Origin of the sequence: Nocardia pseudovaccinii (assembly GCF_050942345.1) — a bacterium.
In the GTDB taxonomy this organism is placed as follows: domain Bacteria; phylum Actinomycetota; class Actinomycetes; order Mycobacteriales; family Mycobacteriaceae; genus Nocardia; species Nocardia pseudovaccinii.
Genome location: NZ_CP192074.1, coordinates 2,191,579 through 2,209,798, shown reverse-complemented (window position 1 = coordinate 2,209,798; position 18,220 = coordinate 2,191,579). Strand labels below are relative to the sequence as shown.

General features: G+C 64.9%; 11 protein-coding genes, 1 tRNA gene and 4 pseudogenes. 7 read left to right on the top strand and 9 right to left on the bottom strand.

Translation table 11 applies throughout. The annotated features are described in order from the left end of the window. Positions 1-5: 5 nt before the first annotated feature. The 5 genes and pseudogenes from ACQPZ2_RS09965 to ACQPZ2_RS09945 all read right to left on the bottom strand — a co-directional run. Positions 6-875 carry a MurR/RpiR family transcriptional regulator gene (locus ACQPZ2_RS09965; protein WP_433525274.1) on the bottom strand — a complete coding sequence of 290 codons (870 nt, stop codon included), beginning with the start codon at positions 873-875 and terminating at the stop codon, positions 6-8. Between the two features lie 154 nt (positions 876-1,029). Beyond that, positions 1,030-3,222, bottom strand: a complete 2,193-nt coding sequence (locus tag ACQPZ2_RS09960) for a hypothetical protein (protein ID WP_433525273.1) — start codon at positions 3,220-3,222, stop codon at positions 1,030-1,032. A gap of 357 nt (positions 3,223-3,579) precedes the next feature. Beyond that, positions 3,580-5,160, bottom strand: coding sequence for an FAD-dependent monooxygenase (locus tag ACQPZ2_RS09955; protein ID WP_433525272.1), 1,581 nt, complete (start codon positions 5,158-5,160; stop codon positions 3,580-3,582). Between the two features lie 113 nt (positions 5,161-5,273). Continuing rightward, a pseudogene (locus ACQPZ2_RS09950) lies at positions 5,274-5,789 on the bottom strand (dihydrodipicolinate reductase); the annotation flags it as partial. A 1-nt stretch (position 5,790) separates the two neighbouring features. Continuing rightward, positions 5,791-5,967 (bottom strand): annotated as a pseudogene (locus ACQPZ2_RS09945) (Rieske 2Fe-2S domain-containing protein); the annotation flags it as partial. 200 nt (positions 5,968-6,167) lie between these two features. On the opposite strand from ACQPZ2_RS09945, the pseudogene ACQPZ2_RS09940 reads away from it, so the two are divergent. Further along, positions 6,168-6,739 (top strand): annotated as a pseudogene (locus ACQPZ2_RS09940) (TetR/AcrR family transcriptional regulator). Between the two features lie 289 nt (positions 6,740-7,028). Continuing rightward, on the top strand, positions 7,029-8,195 hold the full coding sequence (locus ACQPZ2_RS09935) for an MAB_1171c family putative transporter (protein WP_433525271.1): 1,167 nt from the start codon (positions 7,029-7,031) through the stop codon (positions 8,193-8,195). A gap of 151 nt (positions 8,196-8,346) precedes the next feature. Here ACQPZ2_RS09935 and ACQPZ2_RS09930 read toward each other — a convergent pair whose 3' ends face one another. Beyond that, positions 8,347-8,547: a RipA family octameric membrane protein gene (locus tag ACQPZ2_RS09930; protein WP_433525270.1), complete on the bottom strand. Its 201-nt coding sequence runs from the start codon at positions 8,545-8,547 to the stop codon at positions 8,347-8,349. 60 nt (positions 8,548-8,607) lie between these two features. Between ACQPZ2_RS09930 and ACQPZ2_RS09925 the strand changes: the two genes are divergently transcribed. The 3 genes and pseudogenes from ACQPZ2_RS09925 to ACQPZ2_RS09915 all read left to right on the top strand — a co-directional run. Next, positions 8,608-10,749 carry a hypothetical protein gene (locus tag ACQPZ2_RS09925; protein ID WP_433525269.1) on the top strand — a complete coding sequence of 714 codons (2,142 nt, stop codon included), beginning with the start codon at positions 8,608-8,610 and terminating at the stop codon, positions 10,747-10,749. Further along, the gene (locus tag ACQPZ2_RS09920; protein WP_433525268.1) at positions 10,746-11,636 is read left to right on the top strand and encodes a hypothetical protein; all 891 of its coding nucleotides are present in this window, start codon (positions 10,746-10,748) and stop codon (positions 11,634-11,636) included. The genes ACQPZ2_RS09925 and ACQPZ2_RS09920 overlap by 4 nt, the downstream gene beginning before the upstream one ends. A gap of 16 nt (positions 11,637-11,652) precedes the next feature. Next, positions 11,653-11,758, top strand: a pseudogene (locus ACQPZ2_RS09915) (AI-2E family transporter); the annotation flags it as partial. Positions 11,759-11,880: 122 nt separating this feature from the next. Here ACQPZ2_RS09915 and ACQPZ2_RS09910 read toward each other — a convergent pair. Then, positions 11,881-11,954: transfer RNA gene (locus ACQPZ2_RS09910), tRNA-Met, on the bottom strand. Between the two features lie 568 nt (positions 11,955-12,522). On the opposite strand from ACQPZ2_RS09910, the gene ACQPZ2_RS09905 reads away from it, so the two are divergent. Then, on the top strand, positions 12,523-13,074 hold the full coding sequence (locus tag ACQPZ2_RS09905) for a transglycosylase family protein (RefSeq protein ID WP_433525267.1): 552 nt from the start codon (positions 12,523-12,525) through the stop codon (positions 13,072-13,074). A 109-nt stretch (positions 13,075-13,183) separates the two neighbouring features. Here ACQPZ2_RS09905 and ACQPZ2_RS09900 read toward each other — a convergent pair whose 3' ends face one another. After that, the gene (locus tag ACQPZ2_RS09900; RefSeq protein WP_433525266.1) at positions 13,184-16,186 is read right to left on the bottom strand and encodes a UPF0182 family protein; all 3,003 of its coding nucleotides are present in this window, start codon (positions 16,184-16,186) and stop codon (positions 13,184-13,186) included. Between the two features lie 369 nt (positions 16,187-16,555). Here ACQPZ2_RS09900 and ACQPZ2_RS09895 point away from each other — a divergent pair, with 369 nt between their 5' ends. After that, a complete protein-coding gene (locus ACQPZ2_RS09895; protein ID WP_373864749.1) occupies positions 16,556-17,137 on the top strand; it encodes a PPA1309 family protein in 582 nt (193 codons plus the stop codon). Here ACQPZ2_RS09895 and ACQPZ2_RS09890 read toward each other — a convergent pair whose 3' ends face one another. Further along, positions 17,138-18,163: a YlbL family protein gene (locus ACQPZ2_RS09890; protein WP_433525265.1), complete on the bottom strand. Its 1,026-nt coding sequence runs from the start codon at positions 18,161-18,163 to the stop codon at positions 17,138-17,140. Positions 18,164-18,220 lie beyond the last annotated feature (57 nt).

Here is an 18,220-nt window from a genome sequence, read left to right as displayed (position 1 = left end):
CGCGACTAGTCGAGCAATTGATCGTCGAGGATGTCGGTGTCGGCGCCGACGGATCCCAGGCGCATCGCGACGGCGGTGACCAGGGCGTGTACCAGGGCGGTGAAGGCGGTCAGAGTGCGCAGGACGGTGAGTGAGCCGGTTCCGACATAGAAGGTCACATCGGCGATGCGGGCCAGCGGAGAGGACGCGTCATCGGTGAGTGCGATGGTGGTGGCGCCGCGGCGGCGTGCCGATTCGACCGCACGGACGGTGTCACTGCTGTAGCGCCGGATCGATACCGCGATGAGTGCGTCACCGGGCTCGATATCGCGCAGTTCGTCGGTCAGCACGCGGGCGGTCGCCCCGAGCTGGCGGACCCGGTGGCGCACCAGCTGCAGCTGGTAGGTGGCGGCATAGGCGATCGCGAGACAGCGCCGCAGCCCGATGACGTGCACGGTGGAGGCATGCGCCAGCTTCTCGACCGCCCGGTCCCAGTCGCCGCGATCGATCCGCGCGAAGGTACGGGACATATTGTTGGTGTCGTATTCGGTTATCGCGGTGAAGAACTCGTCGTTCGAGCTCGGCGGTGGCGCGTCGGCGGGTCTACGCACCAGATACGCCTCGGCCGCGAGTTGTCTGCGGCAGAGTTGGACCAGGCCCGGATAGCCGGGCAGGCCCAGCATGGTCGCGAAACGCACCAGCGAGGAACGGTGCACGCCCGCGAGTTCGGCGCTCTGGCCGATGCTGCGGAATGCGGTTCCCTCCGGATCATCCAATACCAGCCTGGCTATGCGCTGTTGGCCGTCGGCCAGCTCGGGCAGGCGCTGCTGCAGGAGGGCGCGTAGTTCCTGATAGGTGGTGGGAGCGCTGTCCCGCACGGTGAGCCTCGCGATCATTCGGTGTACTCGAACGATAGGCCCACACCATAACTGACGGGCCGTAAGGTTCTAGTGCCCTCGGATAATCACGTTCAACCCACAGGTTTCTCGAAGTTTGAGGTCTGCGCGAATGGATCTCCTTGTCGAGTGGCGAGGTTGCGTGCACGCCCGCCTAGGAAGACCATGGGTTGGGTCCGACATTCGGATCGAAGCCGTTGAAGTTGGCCAGTTGCCGGGTCGACCGCTGCAACGCCTGAAGAAGAATCGGGTCGTTCTGCTGCTGGTAATAATTCGTGGCCGCTTCCTGGTGCTGGAGCGCCAGTTGCCGTCCGATGTGTTGGCGAGTATCGCGCCCGACGTTGCGCCATTCGTCCGGGGTGATGGTTCTGAGCTGATGTTCGTTGCTGTTCATGACCCGCTGCACGAACTGGTGATCTACGGCGTTCGGGTTCATCGGCGCAGTGGAGTGCCGCACGAAGTTGTCCGCAGCGACCACGGCCTGCGACGCGAATGCCGGCAGCGCGGCGACGCCTTGGTGGTTCTCCACCGCGTACCCTGCGGCGAGCGCCTTCTGTAAGGGCGCGAAGCCGTTCGGGTTGTAGTCTTTCATGCTGGCCTTCTGGACGGCCAACGCGCGCTGGGCATCGATCACCTGCTGATCGGTCGCACCCATCGCCAGCAGAATCGGAGCGATCATCGAGTCCGGGACCTTGCTATCGCCCAGACCGTCCAGAACATTTCCGACACCGAGAGCGGACCTGATTCCGCCGTCTATTCCATCCAACCGCCCGGCGGCCTTGACCCGCCAGTTCCCGCGGCCGGCGTGGTTGTACTCCTGCAATTGCCGCACCATCGGCGAGACGGCGATGTTGTTGAGATCCATCCGCTTCTTCCTGCGCGACAGCGGGTTCAACGGGCCCACCGTGGCACCAAGGAGCCACGCGGTCGCAGGCGATGCATTGATCGTGTTCAGCATGCCCATGCCGGACATCAGGCCGCCGTGCAGCGAACCGCCGGCCCGAGCGTCACCCATGCCGAGTGCCGATCCCCCGCCACCTCCACCCCCGGGGCGCGCTCCAGACCCCTGAATCGCCAGCGCGAACCGGTTGGCGATCCAGTCATTGCCCCGGCTGAGGCTGCGGTTCAGCCGTTTCAGCTGAGAGATGGCGACTATCTCGACGGTGCCCGCGATGACGATCACCGCCATGGTCTGCCCCTTCGCCTGCGCGAACAGATTGCCCATAAACAGCACGTAGATGCCGAGGAAGATGGTGTACGCGGTCATTCGGCCCGCCGCGACAACGCTGTCGACGAGATTGCGGACCAGAAAGGTCTGCGTCGGTCCGTAGACGAATCCGCCTGCGGCGAAACCGAATATCGACATGAACCCGTGGTAGATCGCGTCCAGTGCGGCCTTGATGACCCGCACGCCGAGCACCACCGCGAAGACCAACAGGATACCGCCGCAGATCAACAGCATCAGTCCGGTACCGACCTGGCCCATGGTCGGATTCTGGGCCTTGGCGTAGGCGGCGGAATCACCGCAGCTCTGCATGCCCTTGCGGACCCGTTCGTCGTCGCCCGCGGTCATCCCCGTGGACCAGGCCGACCGGCAGGCCGGTTGCTCGTCGACCACATGCCCAAAATTCCACACCTGCACCGGGCGGCGGGCGAAGTTGTCCGCCAGATCGCGCTGCATGGTCGTCACCAGTTGGTTCGGATTCGGGTTGTTGTTGCCGTTCAGCCCGGCCGCGACCGAAATTCCCAAATCCCTGCCCTTGGCGAGCAATCCGTCCGAGGACAGCACATCGCCGAGTGGCTCGGCCAGGAATACCGGACCGAGCACCGCGACACCGAGCATCGTGGCGACCTGCAGCATCGCCTTGGCGTGATAGCCACGCAACCAGAACCACGCGACGCAGAACGCGCCGATGGTGGCGGCGGTGATCAGCAGCATCGGTGTCGCGATCTGACCGGTCAGCCGGTCCGCGACGCCGGTTAATGCCGAGCCGAACATATTGAGCCACTGGAAGCTCAGCGCATTGCCGATCAGCCAGATCGCGGTCGTCACGATGGCGATATAGCCGATGAATTCGAAGCCGAGGATCGCCCAGAGGATCGTCGAGCCCGGGTCCAGCACCCCGCCGTGGTCGGTCGCGAAGGCGTAGTTCGCCAGCGGCACCCCGGACGAATCGCGGATATGCATCCAACTGAGGCCGTCGATTTCGGAGACACCGCTGCCGGTCGCCGCGGCCAGGTACTGCGCATTGGCCACCGCGCCGACGAGTCCGGGAAAGACGAATAGGACGAAGATGACGGCCAGCACCCAGCCGACGCGTCGCCGCCAACGAATTGCATGGGACATACCGGGGCGCGGACAGCACCCCTTCGGATCCTCGGATCCCCACCTCGGCCGGACCGGCCGCCTCGTCGACCGTCTGGCCATGCCTTCAGCATGACGCAACTATTGTTGCGTAGCAATACCTTTGCGAAACCAGTTGTTCACCTAACGTCCACTTCGCACGCTTCCCACGGGCTATCGCGGACGGCACATCGGCACAGCGCCGGTGATGTCTCGCTGAAATCCCCACCATCGACGCTGAGCACATGAAAACCGCACTCCTGCACCGCAACCACGCTCAGGACACCGGGAATCCCGGGCGCGTCACCACTTCTCCCGTCAATGGGGATGGCGGGAGAAGTGGTGCGGGACAACGGCCGATCAGCCGGGCTGATCGGCGGGCACCGGTGTTTCGAGAGGTGCACCGAACCAGCCGACGAGCGCTCCTCGCAGCGCGGACGCGGCGGTATCGATGGGCTCGCCGACGGTTGCCGCCCAGGCGATATGAGCGTCGGGGCGAATCAGCAGGGCATCGGCTGGTCGGTGATCGGTTGCGGCGGTGTGGATTTCGACGCGATGCTGCCAGTCGCGGGCGATCTCGCGCAGCTCCGGCCGGTCGGCGAGGACGAGCAGAATCGGTCGTGCGGTGTGCATGAGTTCCGCGACGCTGGTGGCGCCTTGGTCGGTGTACAGGGTGAGGTCGGGTGCGAAGGTGCCGGTCAAGGGGTGTTCGTTGGGATTGGGTAGCGGATAGCGGATATCGGTGCCCGCGATGAGCGCTCCCACGCGGCGCAATGGCTGCTCGTCCAGAAGCAGTTCCTGGAAGACCTGCCGAAGTGCTTCGGCGGCCGGGTCTTGTCCGCGCCGCAATGCCACCTGGGCCCGAGTGTGCAGCAGTGTCCGCGCGCCCGCGAGGTGGCGTTCCTCGTGGTAGGTGTCCAGCAGACCGTCCGGCGCCCAGCCCTCGATGTCGGCGGCCAGTTTCCAGGCCAGGTTGACCGTATCGAGCATGCCCGCATTGATCGCCACACCCGTGGCGGGGAACAGGTGCGCCGCATCGCCGGCCAGCAGGATCCGCCCGGCGCGGTACCGTTCGGCCAGTCGATCCTTGAAGGTGAAGCGCGACAGCCGAATCGGTTCTCCCAGTGGTAGATCCGCGCCGATCACCCGGCGGACGCTGTCCTGGAACTCGGCCAGGGTCATCGGTTCGTCGTCGTCGTATTCGGTGGACTCGTCCTCCATGGTGAAGAGTCCGAGCAGTTCGGGAGTGGTCGACCCGTTCGCGAACGTACCGCGATCTGTCTGCGTGAATCCCGCACGGATCTTGCCGAACCCAGGGACATCGAGGTCGCCGTTGTCGAGCACGGTCACCGAATCGTGCACGGTGACCTGTACCAGCCGGTTGACCTCCGGATATGTGGTGCCGGGGAATGCGATGCCCGCCATATCGCGGATCCGGCTGTGCCCACCGTCGCAGCCCACCAGGTATCGGGCGGTCACTCGGTACGGTCCGTCCGGCCCGTGCACGTCCGCGGTCACCGTGGCGTCGTCCTGGCTCACCCCGACCACCTCGTGTCCGCGGTGGATGTCGACGCCCAGTTCGGTGACCCGTTCGGCGAGCACACCCTCCAGCCGCTGCTGTGGCAGCGGCAGCGCATGCAGCGGTGGATCCGGCAGGCGCGTCAAGTCCACGTGCACGCCACCGAACGGGAAGCGGGGAGCCGGGATGGGGTCGGTATTGGCTGCTTCACAGCGTTCCAACAGGCCGCGGTAGCGCAGCAGATCCAGAATCTGCCCGCCGATGCCACCGGCCTTCGGGATGTCCCGAGGCTGCGACTTGCGCTCCAACACCAGCGGTCGCATACCGCTCAGACGCAGCTCGGCGGCCAGCATCAACCCGGTCGGGCCCGCACCCACGATGATCACATCGGTGTCGGTCACATGCATTCGGTTACTTCCCATCTCACGCAGGTTCTGGCCTCGGCCAGCGATTCTGCAGCACGACCCGGGTCTTGCCGCAATCCCCTGGGTGCGTTATAAGTTGAGAAGGGAAACGAGTGGGTGCGCCCCGTTTCCTAGTCGCGGGGGTTCTTGAACCGACCGGCGAATCCGCGCAGCGGGAGGTCCGCACTGGTCAGCAGTCCCGGCGGGGCGGCGACAACGGACGCGATCGCGTTGAGTGCGGGCAATCCGGTGACGGTCATGCCGATCGAGGCGAAGTTGTCCGGGTCGGCGAGGTCGACGCCGGGCTTCGGGAGAATCATGTGCTTGTTGTAAATGCACGGATCGCCCTTGATCCGAGTTATGTAGCAGCCCTTGATATTCCAGCTCGGGTCGGTATGCGGTGTCATCTGCCACTCCAGATGCGTCTCGATCCGCGCAACGCCGTCGACCATGCCCTGGTACTTGATGTGATTACCGCCGAGCGAGCCCTTCGGCAGCCGGTACCAGCCCAGGTCGACATCCTTGGTGCAGGCGCCGAGTTCATAAGTGAACTTCACCTCGTCGAGTTCCAGACCGAAGCAGTCGGCCATCATCAGCACGCTGTCGGCGAAGACGCTGGTGTATTTCTCCAGCTTGCCGGGGATGCTGAGCGCCCAGATGCTCGCAGTAGGCATCCATCACCGTCAGCAAGCCCGACTGTGCCCGCCATGCCACCAACTCCCGGCCGAAGTACGTCATCCGGTGGACCGCGCCGACGGCGATCTCGGCCGACCACGCGACTTGGAACCATCCCGTCGGCTTCATCGATAGTGGCGGTTTCGCCATCTCGGTGTCCTCTCCCGGCAGATCACAGTGACCGCTGTGGAACTATCACAGTGGGTACTGTGAAACTATGAAAAGCGGCTCAGCGGGCAGGGATTCGAATGCGGCCGGGTGCGCGCCACCAGCTAACATCTGGAAAGTGACCGACCGGGATAGCTATCAGCGACGCACGATCTCGCCGTGGCGATGCCACCCGGGAGAACATGCTGAAAGCGGCGGTGCGCTCGTTGGCCACCGGAGACTCCGGCGCGGTATCGGCCAGCAAGATCGCCCGCGAGATCGGCGCCACCTGGGGCGCGGTCAAGTATCAGTTCGGCGATAACGACGGACTCTGGGCCGCCGTGCTGCACTACACCGCCGAGCGGCGAGCCGAAATGCTCACCTTCACCGACACCGCGGCACCGCTTCGTCAGCGAGTCGCCGCCATCATCGACACCCGCTACGCGGGACTCACCTCCCCCGACTCCCGCGCGATCGAGAACCTTCGTGCCGCGTTGCCGCGCGATCACACCGAACTCGAACAGCTCTACCCGCGCACCGCCGCCGAACTCGCATCCTGGGGCCACGGCTGGCTCCGAACCTGCCAAAACGCCTTCGCAGACCTCGGGGTGGCCCCGACCGCGTCGAGGAGATCGCAGCGCTGATTCCCGGCGCCATGCGCGGCATAAACTCCGAACGCCAGCTCGGCACCTACTCCGACCTCGACAAGGCCCGCCGCGGACTCACCAACGCGATCGTCGCGTACCTCGAGGATTCAGGTCGAACCACGATTTGATCCGGCTCGCGGATCGAGCGAATAAAGGCTGATGATGTTGCGGCTGATCCGTCGAAGGCGGATGCGAGAATGCTTGCGCGACAAGCCATGTCCGCGACAATGCGCCGTCGGCGACTACGCTCACCGCAATATCGGCATGGGTCAGGTGATCGACGATGGAAGGCGTAATGGTGGATCTCGCTGGAACGGCCGATCACGTTGTGCCCCATCGACATCGGCGCCCTCTTGGGGAACAGAAGCGGCCTGCGGATCGGCCGCCGCCAAGACTCCCGAAACCGGCATCGCTGAGATGACCTCCCCGATCCCGGGTCTGATCACCTGGCCCGTCCTCACAGGTCTCACACTGGTGCTCGCCGGTCGGTGGTGGCTGTTGCGGGACAACAACGTCGACCGGCTCATCAACCGCGCGCTCGCCGCCGGTCTCTGCGAACACCTGTTGCGGGAGGCATGGTTCCAACAGTCACTGACCTGGCTACTGCCCGGCCACGACAGCGACGTGGTGAACATCGCCCGACAGCTCTCGCTGGGAGCAACCGTGTTCGCCATCTCGAATATCTACGGCATCGCCGAGCTGTGGGCAGGCGCCGATCCCGCCCGCACGTGGCGCAGGCAGTGGCGTTACTACCTCGTCGCGATCACCGCCACCGCCGTCATCCTGATCGCGGGGACGCGCGCCCGCCGCGCCGACCAGTTGATCGACCAAGCCCTCGGCTGGCCTGCTGTCGTGGTCTGGGTCGCGTTTTCCCTGCCGCTCGGCGCTACGGCCCTGCTCCTCGGCCGGGTGAGTATGCGCGAGATGCGCGCCGCGGGGGCCACCACCTGGCAGGAACGTGCACTGTACGCAGCGGTCCTGGGCACCACGATGGGCCTTGGGATCGTAGCGGTTATATACCCGCTCGAGACCGCCATCAGTGTCATGACAGGCCAACCGTCATTCGATCCCGAGATGCACTGGAAAGCCTGGAGTGGCTTCCTGCTCTCGGCCGTCGGCGCTCCGGCTGTGGTCACGGTGCCGCTGATCAGCACCCTGCTCACCCACACCGGATGGGACCGCACCGGCCGATACTGCCGCCGCCTGCGCCCGATGTGGACCGATCTCACCGCAGCCGTACCCGAAATCGTCCTCGAGATACGGCACGACCACAACCGCCGAACAGACCCCGCCATCCGCCTACACCGCATGACCGTCGAGATCCGCGACAGCCTGCTCCACCTCAAACGCTACAGCCACAACCCCGACAACCTCACCACCACCGAAGGCGACCCACACACCTACGCCCGCCGCATCGCCGAAGCCATCGCCACCAAAACAGCCGGACACCCCCCGAACGCGAGCCGACTCACACCCAGACACCAAATCCACCCGGGCGCACGAGACCTCACCGCCGAACTACGCCAGCTACTCGCACTCGCCAAAGCATGGCCACACGTCCGCAGCCCGACCAAGTCGCCCTAGCGCCGCGCACGCAGGCCCGCACCACCTGTCGTCAAAACACACGGTCCCACCGGTCTCGACGGATCCAGCAGAGCTTCTGGTCCGGTTCGGTCATTGCGGGGCGAGTGGGACCTGCTTGTGCGACTGGTGCCAGAGTGTGCGACGTACCGGCTCACGCGACCAGTCCGACCGCGACGGCGCTGTTGAGCGAGAGGCAGAACGTGCTTGCCAGGTTGCGCCGCGCGCTGACCTGATCGGCCATCTGCACGCACAGCTTGTACTGCTCGAACACCGCCAACCGATACTTCTCATCCGGCCCGGTGTAGTCGGAGGCGGTAACGGCTTCGTTCCACAGCGCGTCTGACAAGTCCATGCCCGTCGTCCTGTCGCTACCCTCGACGCACCGGCAATGAATCGGATTGGGGAGGAAGTCTTGACGTCGACCGACGACCCCCTTGGCCACGTTCTCGATGCGATCGACGTCAGCCCTTGGCGCGACGTGCCTCCCGAGACGTTGGGCGCGAGCCCAGGTCTGCTGGCGGGGCACAGCCGGAGCGAGGCCGCAGGCCGGTCGTTGAAATACGCCAGAACGAGCGGAGCACGGCGATATGACGAGATCGGCTTCCGCTGGCTGGCCGCCGCCGTGGCCAAAGGACATGTGCCCCTTCAGACATTCGCCCAAGCCCGGCTGGATGCGCAACGCGAGCCGCTCGGCAAACTAGCACCTCGGACTTCACGATTGCTGGAGCAGGCGCCGAAACTGAGACACCGGCCGCTGGCCTTTCCCGACGGACACCTCCAGTGGACCCTCGAACGTGATCTGCTGAATGCCACGATCTCCTCGGAGGACGGCGGTGACGGGATCGTCTGGTCCTATCCTTTGAGCTCGCCTCCGGAGGTGTTCGTCGGCTGGGCTGCTGACGTAGACGTGCCACCGTTGGTGACTCAGTGTCGACCGTCCAACGTACCGGCGACGAACTGGTTGCCACTGCTTGTGCTCATCGGCCGCGGCCGTTTCGAGCGCATGCAGAACTGCCGGGATGACCTGACGACCCAGCTCTACCCTGGCCACTATTACTGCTTCCTATCCCACCGATGGCTCACGCCCACCGCTCCCGACCCGGACGGCACGCAGGCCCGGCTGGCGGCTTGGCAACTTGTCGCGGCCATGTGCGAGGCCGTCTACGTCGCGAAGCGGCGTGGGTTGCACACACCGAGAAAGGTTCTCCGAAACTCGAACACCGCGGTCGGCCCGGCGGGATCAGAGCTGGCGGAGTCGCTCGTGGTGAACGTGTTGCGGCAGACGCTCGATGAGGCGAGCCTGGCCGAGGTCCACGCTGAAATCATCGACCTCGAGCGCATCACCGGCGACAACGGCGTTGCAGCCGCCCACACGGACGTCGGTTTCACCGTGGTCCGGGACTTGGTAGCCGGTCACCCGCTGCTGGCCGTGCTGCTGGCGCGAGTACACCTCTGGTACGACTTCAGCTGCCTACCCCAGGAACCCCGTACCGCCGCGGATCGGGCGGAGTTCGAGCAGGGCATACGCCTGACCGGACTACTACAACTTCTCGGCCGAACCGCCATTCTGCTAGATGACGCCGACGACTACCTCACCCGAGCCTGGTGCACTCTCGAGGCATTGACGGCCGGGATCGCGAACTACGACGTCCTGGTCGGGGCCGACCGCCCCACGGTGAGCAAAGGCTCGACCGAACATCACCTGACGATGTTGTTGCAGGACCGCCCAGACATCGTGTGGCGGGCGTTACTGGATACCGAGGTCTTCGGTGTCCAGCCCCCACTGGAGTGCCTGCGCCGTCTGGATATCACTGCGACCGACCCGGCCGATTTGCCGGTGATCTACACGGGTCTGTGCGGTCTCGGCGCGCCCACCCGGATCCACTACGACGGAAGCCAAATCGTCACCGGCACCTTCCCGCTACCCCTGGTGCGGTCAGCCACCCTGCTGATACCCGCCGACTCGGCGATGCGGCTGGACCGGCCTACCACCGCCGCGACAGCGACTCTGAACTGGATGGATGCACTTCGCCCGGGGCGGGAACGACCGGCTGGGACAGCGTCCTATCAGAGGTTCGACAGCACCGGCTGCCACGTGGTGGTCGTCGGCAGTTGCGAAGGCGAGGCCGTGCTCTTCAGCAGCTGGGTGCTGGCCCACGCGGGCGAACTGGAGCGGACGATCGGCACGCATGTCGGTTCTCTCTCGTGGCTCGCCGCCGACATCGCGCCGGTTGGCCACTTCGCGGAAGGCGTACCGCGAACCGTCGCCATCGAAGCCGCGTTGTGGGTGGTGATCAGCCTGCAGGGTCGGTTCGACGTCTGCTCGGGCACCAAAGCCGTGGTCAACGTGATCGCCGCGGCCGGAACACCATTCGCGACGGTCGCCCTCGATCTGCCAGCGAACAATCTCACCTGGTACCAGCCGATGGAAACCTCCGGAGACGCGGTGCGAATCGCCGCTCAGCGTGCCCGCGTGGGCCGATGGCCCGGCGGTCTCTTCGCTGGCCACTTGTTGGCCGAGATGCGCGACGTGGTGGCCGGGAGATCGTCGTGAACAAGGATATCCGCAGCCGACTGTTCGCCGCGTACCAGGCGGGCGACATGGAGGCGTTCGTCACCATGTGCCGCGACCACACCGCCTCGATCGTCGCGTCGTTCCCAAGTTGGCAGACAGTCCCCGAATATGTCAGAGAGAACCGGGAAGCGGTCGAACGGTGGGTGGGAACGCTGCTGGCCATAGCCCAGGTCCTCGCCGCGAACGGCTATCCGCAGGCCATGGCGACCCTCATGCCGGCCGGGCACGCGAATCCGATCAATGCCTGGCACGACCAGTTCGTCAAGGCCGAACGGCTCAGCAACGAGGGCCGTCACGCGGACAGCGCAGCGACGCTAGAGCGACTGCTTGTGGAATTGCACGGTTCGACTGGCCCTGGAATCGACGACCTGCTGACGAAGATCACGGGCCTGCTCGGCGTCAACGCGATGCGCTGCGGCGAATTCCGGGAAGCCGCCCACTACACCGAGGACGCCCTGCGACGGTGCGAGGACGCAGGCGATAGGGAAGGGGCGTGGATCTACGCCGAGAACCTCGACGCGGTCGTCGTCGCGAGGGAGCTCGAATCCGGAACGGATATCGGGGCACAACTGGCGCGTTGCCGCGAGCGCATCGCGTTCGCACAGGATCTCAGTGACACGGGTCGCTACCAGGGCAGCAACGCCGTCCTACACGAACTGCTCGATGAACTCGCCGATCACCGGAACGCCGGTCGCCGCTATCTCGGGAAGGTGTACGGGCTGCTCGGACTCAACTGCTTCCGACTGAACGAAATGACGGAAGCGAAACGGTACACCGAGCGGGCCGTCACCGAATGCCGCAACCGCAACGATCATTTCGGCGATCGTATCTACTCGGCAAACCTAACTGTGATCGACCGCGCGTGACCGGCCGAGATACCGTGACGCGGTCGGATTGAGCGCGACGGCGACCTTCGTGTTCCTGGGTGTTCTGGTCGTGGGCGCTCGCCCCGCTCGGCGCACTGCTGGCTATCCCACTGACAGTGGTCATATGACGAACCCACCGATCGACCTGTATCAGGAATCCTGAGCTCGGCCAAGGTTCCCAAATACGTTCCCAAGCATCCATGAAAAACGGCCCGGAACTGTATGTTCCGGGCCGTTTCCCTAGTAGCGGGGACAGGATTTGAACCTGCGACCTCTGGGTTATGAGCCCAGCGAGCTACCGAGCTGCTCCACCCCGCGTCGGTAAACACAACATTACACACGTCTACGCACGGAAGGCAAATCGCTTATCTTCCAGGGAGTTTGCCCTGGTCAGCGGGTTGAATGCGGATTCGCGGGCGAGCGGAGTGAGGTTGCACACAGACGGCTCCGAGGGGGCGGTAGCGGGCATCTGCCGAATCCGTCCACCGAAGCCGAGCGAGGGCGGCGGCGAAAGTCGTTCAGAACGCAACAGACCGGTCGACCAATGGCTTCAAACGTGACCTGGGCCACTATTTCGTGGTGATCCCGAACACATAACGGTGCTATAACCGACCGTCCAGAATCCATTCTTATGGCATTTGCGACCTGCGCAAACACCGGTATACACGTTATTCGCATCATGCAATTGCACAGTTATCAAGATGTGATCTGCCGAGATTTCTTCGTTACCGTCGATTCGCGGCCCGGATCAAACGTGATGGGCTCGAACTCGAACCGCCGAACACCGGCGACCCTGTCCCGCGGTTCGAGGATCCCCGACATGCCTGGGGGCAGGGACTCGGCTTTCGCATTACCGGGGGCGGTGGGCGCAGGGAGGGAATACAACATGTCGAAGCACCGAAAGCTCAGCACCCGCGCCCTCGGCTATGCCGCTGTCACCGGCGCAATCGTTGCCGTCCCGTTCGGTCTTTCCACCGGCACCGCGGCCGCCGCCCCGACCCACAATTGGGATGGCGTCGCGCAGTGCGAAAGCGGTGGCAACTGGGGTATCAACACCGGAAATGGCTACTACGGCGGTCTGCAGTTCTCGCAGAGCACCTGGGCCGCCAACGGTGGCGCCGGTTCCGCCAATCATGCCAGCAAAGAAGAGCAGATCCGGGTGGCCGAGAATGTGCTCGCCACCCAGGGTGCGGGCGCCTGGCCGGTCTGCGGTCAGTACCTGCGTGCCGGTGAGTCCGAGCCGAGCGCCCCGGCCGTCGTCGAGCCGGAGCCCGCCGCCCCCGCCGAAGCCAGCCCTGCTCCGGCCACCAATGTCAAGTCCGCCATCGAGCAGGCCAAGTCCGCGGGCTACCAGCTGGCCAAGCAGAACGGCCTCGAGGGCCAGTACCAGCAGCTGCTGGACCAGAACGGCGCACTGATCGACTCGTTCGGTCGCTGACGTAGGAATCGGACGTCACTCGGCAACGGCGCCGAGGTGGACGTCGGTTCGACGTCGATGAGAACGGCCCCGTCACCCGAATCCGGGTGACGGGGCCGTTCTAGTTGGATCAGCGACCGGCGTCCTGATACGCCTTCACTGCGGCGTCCAGTTCCTCCAGTGCCTTGCCGAAGTCCTGGAAGTTCCCGGACTTCATGGCATTTCGCACACTCTCGATCTTCTTGCTCAACTCCGCGGCCGCCGCATCCTTGGCGGCGGACCCGGTCGCCGGCGGCGGCGTGGTGCCCTGTGTCGGCGGTGTTGTGCCCTGCGTCGGCGGCGTGGCGCCGTGATCCGTCGGTGGAGTGGTACCCGGTTTCGGCCTGCTGGCCGGATCACCGCCGAACGGGGTCGCCAGCGAACCGGTCCCCGGCAGCACCTGATTCAGCGCATCGGCCAGGGTGGAGGCGAAACCGACCTTCACACTGCCCGCCACATCGCGATAGCTCACCAGTACCCGCAGCAGCTGCGGGAACGTGGAGCTGCCTGCCCCGGTATTTCGCTCGTTGTAAAACGGCTCCACATAAAGGATTCCGCCGTCGGCGATCGGCAAGGTCAGCAGATTGCCATATCTGATCTTGTTCGAGTTCGACAGCAGCGTTTTCTGACTGGAGACTTCGGGCGCCGTCGTCATACTGTTCTGCGTTTGCTGCGGACCCTGCGTCTGCGTATCGGTCGGCAATTGCAAGATCGTGAATTTTCCGTAGCCGTCCGGATCCGAGCGCACCGAAATATAGGCGGACAGGAACTGCCGGTTGTAGCCGACCATGGCGCTGGTCAGATTGAACACCGGCTTATTGTTCGCCGACGCGTCGCCCAGCAGCACGTAATACGGCGGCTGATTGAAGGTGCCGCCCTCGGTGGTCGGATCACTGGGTACCGACCAGAAAGCGTTGTTGGTGAAGAACTCTCGCGGATTGTCCACGTGGTACTTGGTCAGCATTTCGCGCTGCACCTTGAACAGATCCTCGGGATAGCGGAAGTGCGCGCGCAGTTCCGGCGAGATCTCGCTCTGCGGCTTGACCGCGCCGGGGAACACACCGCGCCAGGCCTTCAGCACCGGGTCGGTGGGGTCCACCTCGTAGAGGGTCACCGTGCCGTCGTAGGCGTCGACGGTGGCCTTCACCGAGTTGCGGATGTAGCTGACCTCCTTGCGCGGCAACAGCCTTCCGGTCTTCTTATCGATGCTGTCCTCGACCGCGCCCTCCAGCGAGGTGGTCTGCGCGTACGGGTAGTTGTCCAGCGTGGTGTACGCGTCGACGATCCACTGGATCCGGCCGTTGACGACTGCCGGGTAGGCATTGCCGTCGGTGGTCAGCCAGGGCGCGACCTTCTGGACCCGCTCGCGCGGGCTACGGTTGAAGATGATCTTGGAGTTGTCCCCGATGGCCGAGGAGAACAGCAGATTGCGCTCGGTGTACTTGGCCGCGAAGGCCAACCGGTTGAACCAGTTCCCGATCGACACGCCACCCTTGCCGTTGTAGGTGAATTGCGCTGTGTCGGAATCGTATTCGCGCGGCTGCGAGCCGTTCACGGCGCCGACGATCGCGTAGTCCGGATTGGACTGCGAGATCAGCTCGCCGTAGTAGACGCGCGGCTGTTCGACCTTGATCTGCTGCTGGTCGGTCGAGTTGAACAGGTCGCTGACCAGGAAGATCGGGTAGCCGCTGTCGCTGCTGCCGCCGGTATTGGCGTTGGGGTCCTCGTACTGCGGCCGGTTGACCCGGTTGGCGGGCGCCGCGACGAAGCCGTTGCCGTGGGTGTAGACGGTGTGCTTGTTGATCCAGTCGGTCTGATTACCGCTCAGCGCCGACGGGTGGAGTTCGCGGGCGGCCACGATGTAGTCCTGGGTATCGCCGTTGAGTGTGTAGCGGTCGATATCCAGCGACTCCGGGAAGCCGTAGAAGTTCTTCAGCTGCTTGAGCTGGGTGAAGGTAGGCGACAAGATATTCGGGTCGAGCAGGCGGGCATTGCCGATGGTCGCCGCATCGACCGGAACTTCCAGCGGGCTCTTCGAACTGTCGCCCTTGTAGTCCTTGTACTCGATCTTGTCCGAGGTGATGCCGAATGCCTGCCTGGTCGCCGCGATATTGCGTTCGATGTATTCACTCTCTTTGTCGGCGGCGTTCGGGCGCACCGAGAACTGCTCGACGACCAGCGGCCATACCGCGCCGACCAGGACCGAGGAGAGCACGAGCAGCGCGGCTGCCATCGCGGGCACCCGCAGGTCGCGCAGCACGATACCGGCGAAGAAGGCGATCGCACATATCACCGCGATGGACAGCAAGATCAGCTTCGCGGGCAGCACGGCGTTGATATCGGTGTAGGAACCACCGGTGAAGGTCGGCTCCTTACGACTGCTCGACAGCAGCTCGTAGCGGTCGAACCAGTAGGCAATCGCCTTGAGCAGCACGAAGATTCCCGCGATCACCGCGAGCTGGATGCGCGCGGGCCGGGTCAGCGTGCCCTCGCGCCCGGTCAGGCGCAGACCGCCGAAGACGTAGTGCGTCACCAGGCTGGCGAAAAATGCGATGACCACCGCGACGAACAGCCAGTTCAGCACCATCCGGTAGAACGGCAGGTCGAAGGCATAGAAACCGACATCGAGACCGAACTGCGGATCCTTCTGGCCGAACGAGTCGCCATTGAGGAACAGTTGCACGGTGACCCAATTCGACTGCGCCACCAGGCCGGAGAGCACGCCGAGCAGCAGCGGGATGCCGATGCCGAACAGCTTGAGCCGGCTCATCACGGTGGTGCGGTAGCGCGCGATCGGATCGTTCGGCCCCGCTACCGGCACGAATACCGGCCTGGTCCGGTAGGCAAGCAACAGCGCCAACCAGACGACGAGACCGACGAACAGCGCGACGGCGATGAACAACAGGATCCGCGTGCGCAGCACGGTGAGATAGACGCTGCGGAAACCGACCTCGCCGAACCACAACCAGTTCGTATAGGTGTCGGTCAGCCGCGGTCCCAGCAGCAACAGCGCCGCCAGAATGATGGCCGCCACCAGCAGCACTCGGCTGCGTCGGGACAACGAAGGTAAGCCGGTGGGGGGCCGCATGCCCACGATGCCACTCTCCAAGGTCCGGCGGCGCGCGCACCGATGTTCTCGGCCGTGACACCGCAGTCCGATGTTGCAGGTGGTCCAAAAGGACCGTTTCGGCCCACTCTACGGAATCGGGCTGTGACACTGGCAGCGCCTTCGGCGCTGCGCGTGCTCTGTCTAATTTGCCGCGCCTACGGCGCGGCGTGTTCGCGGCCCCCTGGTGTCTCGCGTCCGAGCCGTCGAGACTAGCGACTACGTCGCATGCGCTTCGACGACTCGGACGCGAGACGGGCCGCGAACAGGTCGCTCGTAAGACTCGCTCCGTCGTGGTTGCGCGATCACGCCTGCCCTGGCTACGTACACATAGTTGCTGGTGCGAGGATGTCCAGTGTGACCGCAGACCTGCACGCCGAACTCGTCCTCGCCCGTTCCGTCCGTGAAGTGGCGGAATTCGTCGATGCCGAGGGTTGGGGCAGACCGCCGCAGATGTTCGCGCTGGTGCCGACCGCCGATCTGGTCGCGGCCGAGCCCGGGTTGCTGGATCAGCTGGATCAGGGCAGCGAGCTGACTCCCATTGCCCAGGAGTCGTTCCCGGAGGACATCACCGGCGGATCGATGGCGCTCGACGAATTCCTCGCGACCACCAGCTGGCCCGATGCCGTGAGCGGCTGTGTGCTCGTCCAGGAGATCGTCGTGCTGCCGCCGGATGCCGAGAGCACCCTCGACGATGCGCTCACCCCGCTGCTCGCCGATCACGAGGCCGCCGACGCCGCCGCGCGCGCCGCGGCCGAGACGCATCCTGGGCGGCGCACGGCCCGGCTGTTCGCCGCGGTACTTCGCAGCGGCGCGGATCTGTGCCTGCTGCAGGTCAAGCCCGAGGACGATGTCGACGACTTCGGTGATCTCGACCTGCGCACCTATCCGAATCTGGCGCCCAACCTCATCGAGGCACTGCACCACACGATGGAGTGATCAGCCGCAGGAGACGGTCTCCCGGCCCGCGTTGATGTCGTTGAGGGATTGCACTGCGCCGCTGAGGTTTTCGACCTTCACCAGGCGCAGGCCGTCGGGCGTGCGCTGTCTGGCCTCGTTGCAATTGGCGGCCGGGACCAGGAAGGTCTCCGCACCGGCGTCGCGCGCGGCCATCATCTTGTACTGGATGCCGCCGATCGGGCCGACTTTGCCGTCCTGATCGATGGTTCCGGTCCCGGCGACGAACTTGCCGCCATCCAGTTCACCGGGGGTGAGTTTGTCGATCAGCGCGAGACTGAACATCAGACCGGCCGACGGCCCACCGATATCGGCGAGATTGAACGAGACCTCCATCGGCGGGCGCGCACCCTCGGTCGGGGTCAGGCCGAGGTAGCCCTTGTTCGCGTCGTCGGGGCGCGCGGCCAAGGTGATGGTCGCGGTGTGTTCGGTGTTCTCACGCCGGTAGGTCACGGTGATCTGCGCGCCGGGCGTCTGCGAGGACACCGCGGCGACGACATCCTTGGGTGCGGTCATCGGTGCGCCGTTGACGCTGACCAGTTCGTCCCCTGCCTTCAGCGTCTCCTTGGCCGGGCCGTCGTCGGAGACCTTGCGCACCAGCACCACCGTCGGCAGGTTCATGAAGTGCAGCGCCGCCACCTCGGCATTGCCCTCGGAATCCTTGAAGTCCTGCTGGTTGGACTTGTCGATCTCCTCGCGCGGGACGCCGGGCGGGTACACCTCGGCGCGCGGAACCAGGCCGTGCTCACCGCTGACCCAGAACCCGAACGCCTCGAAGATGTTGAGTCCGTCGCGCACCGAGACCGTCGTCATATTCAGATGACCGGTCACCGGGTCCACCTCGGCGCCGCGGACGTCGACGACCTGCTTGCCATCGACCGAGCCGAGGGTATTGAACGTGGGTCCCGGCCCGAGTGCGACGAAGGGCACAGTGAGCAGACTGCCCACCACACCGAGGACGAGCACCGGGATCAGTGCGGCCACCAGGGTCAGGATCCGACGATTCACCTGGACCACAGTAATGATCGCTGCCGCCCCGGGTCGTGCGAGGCGCATATTTACCGG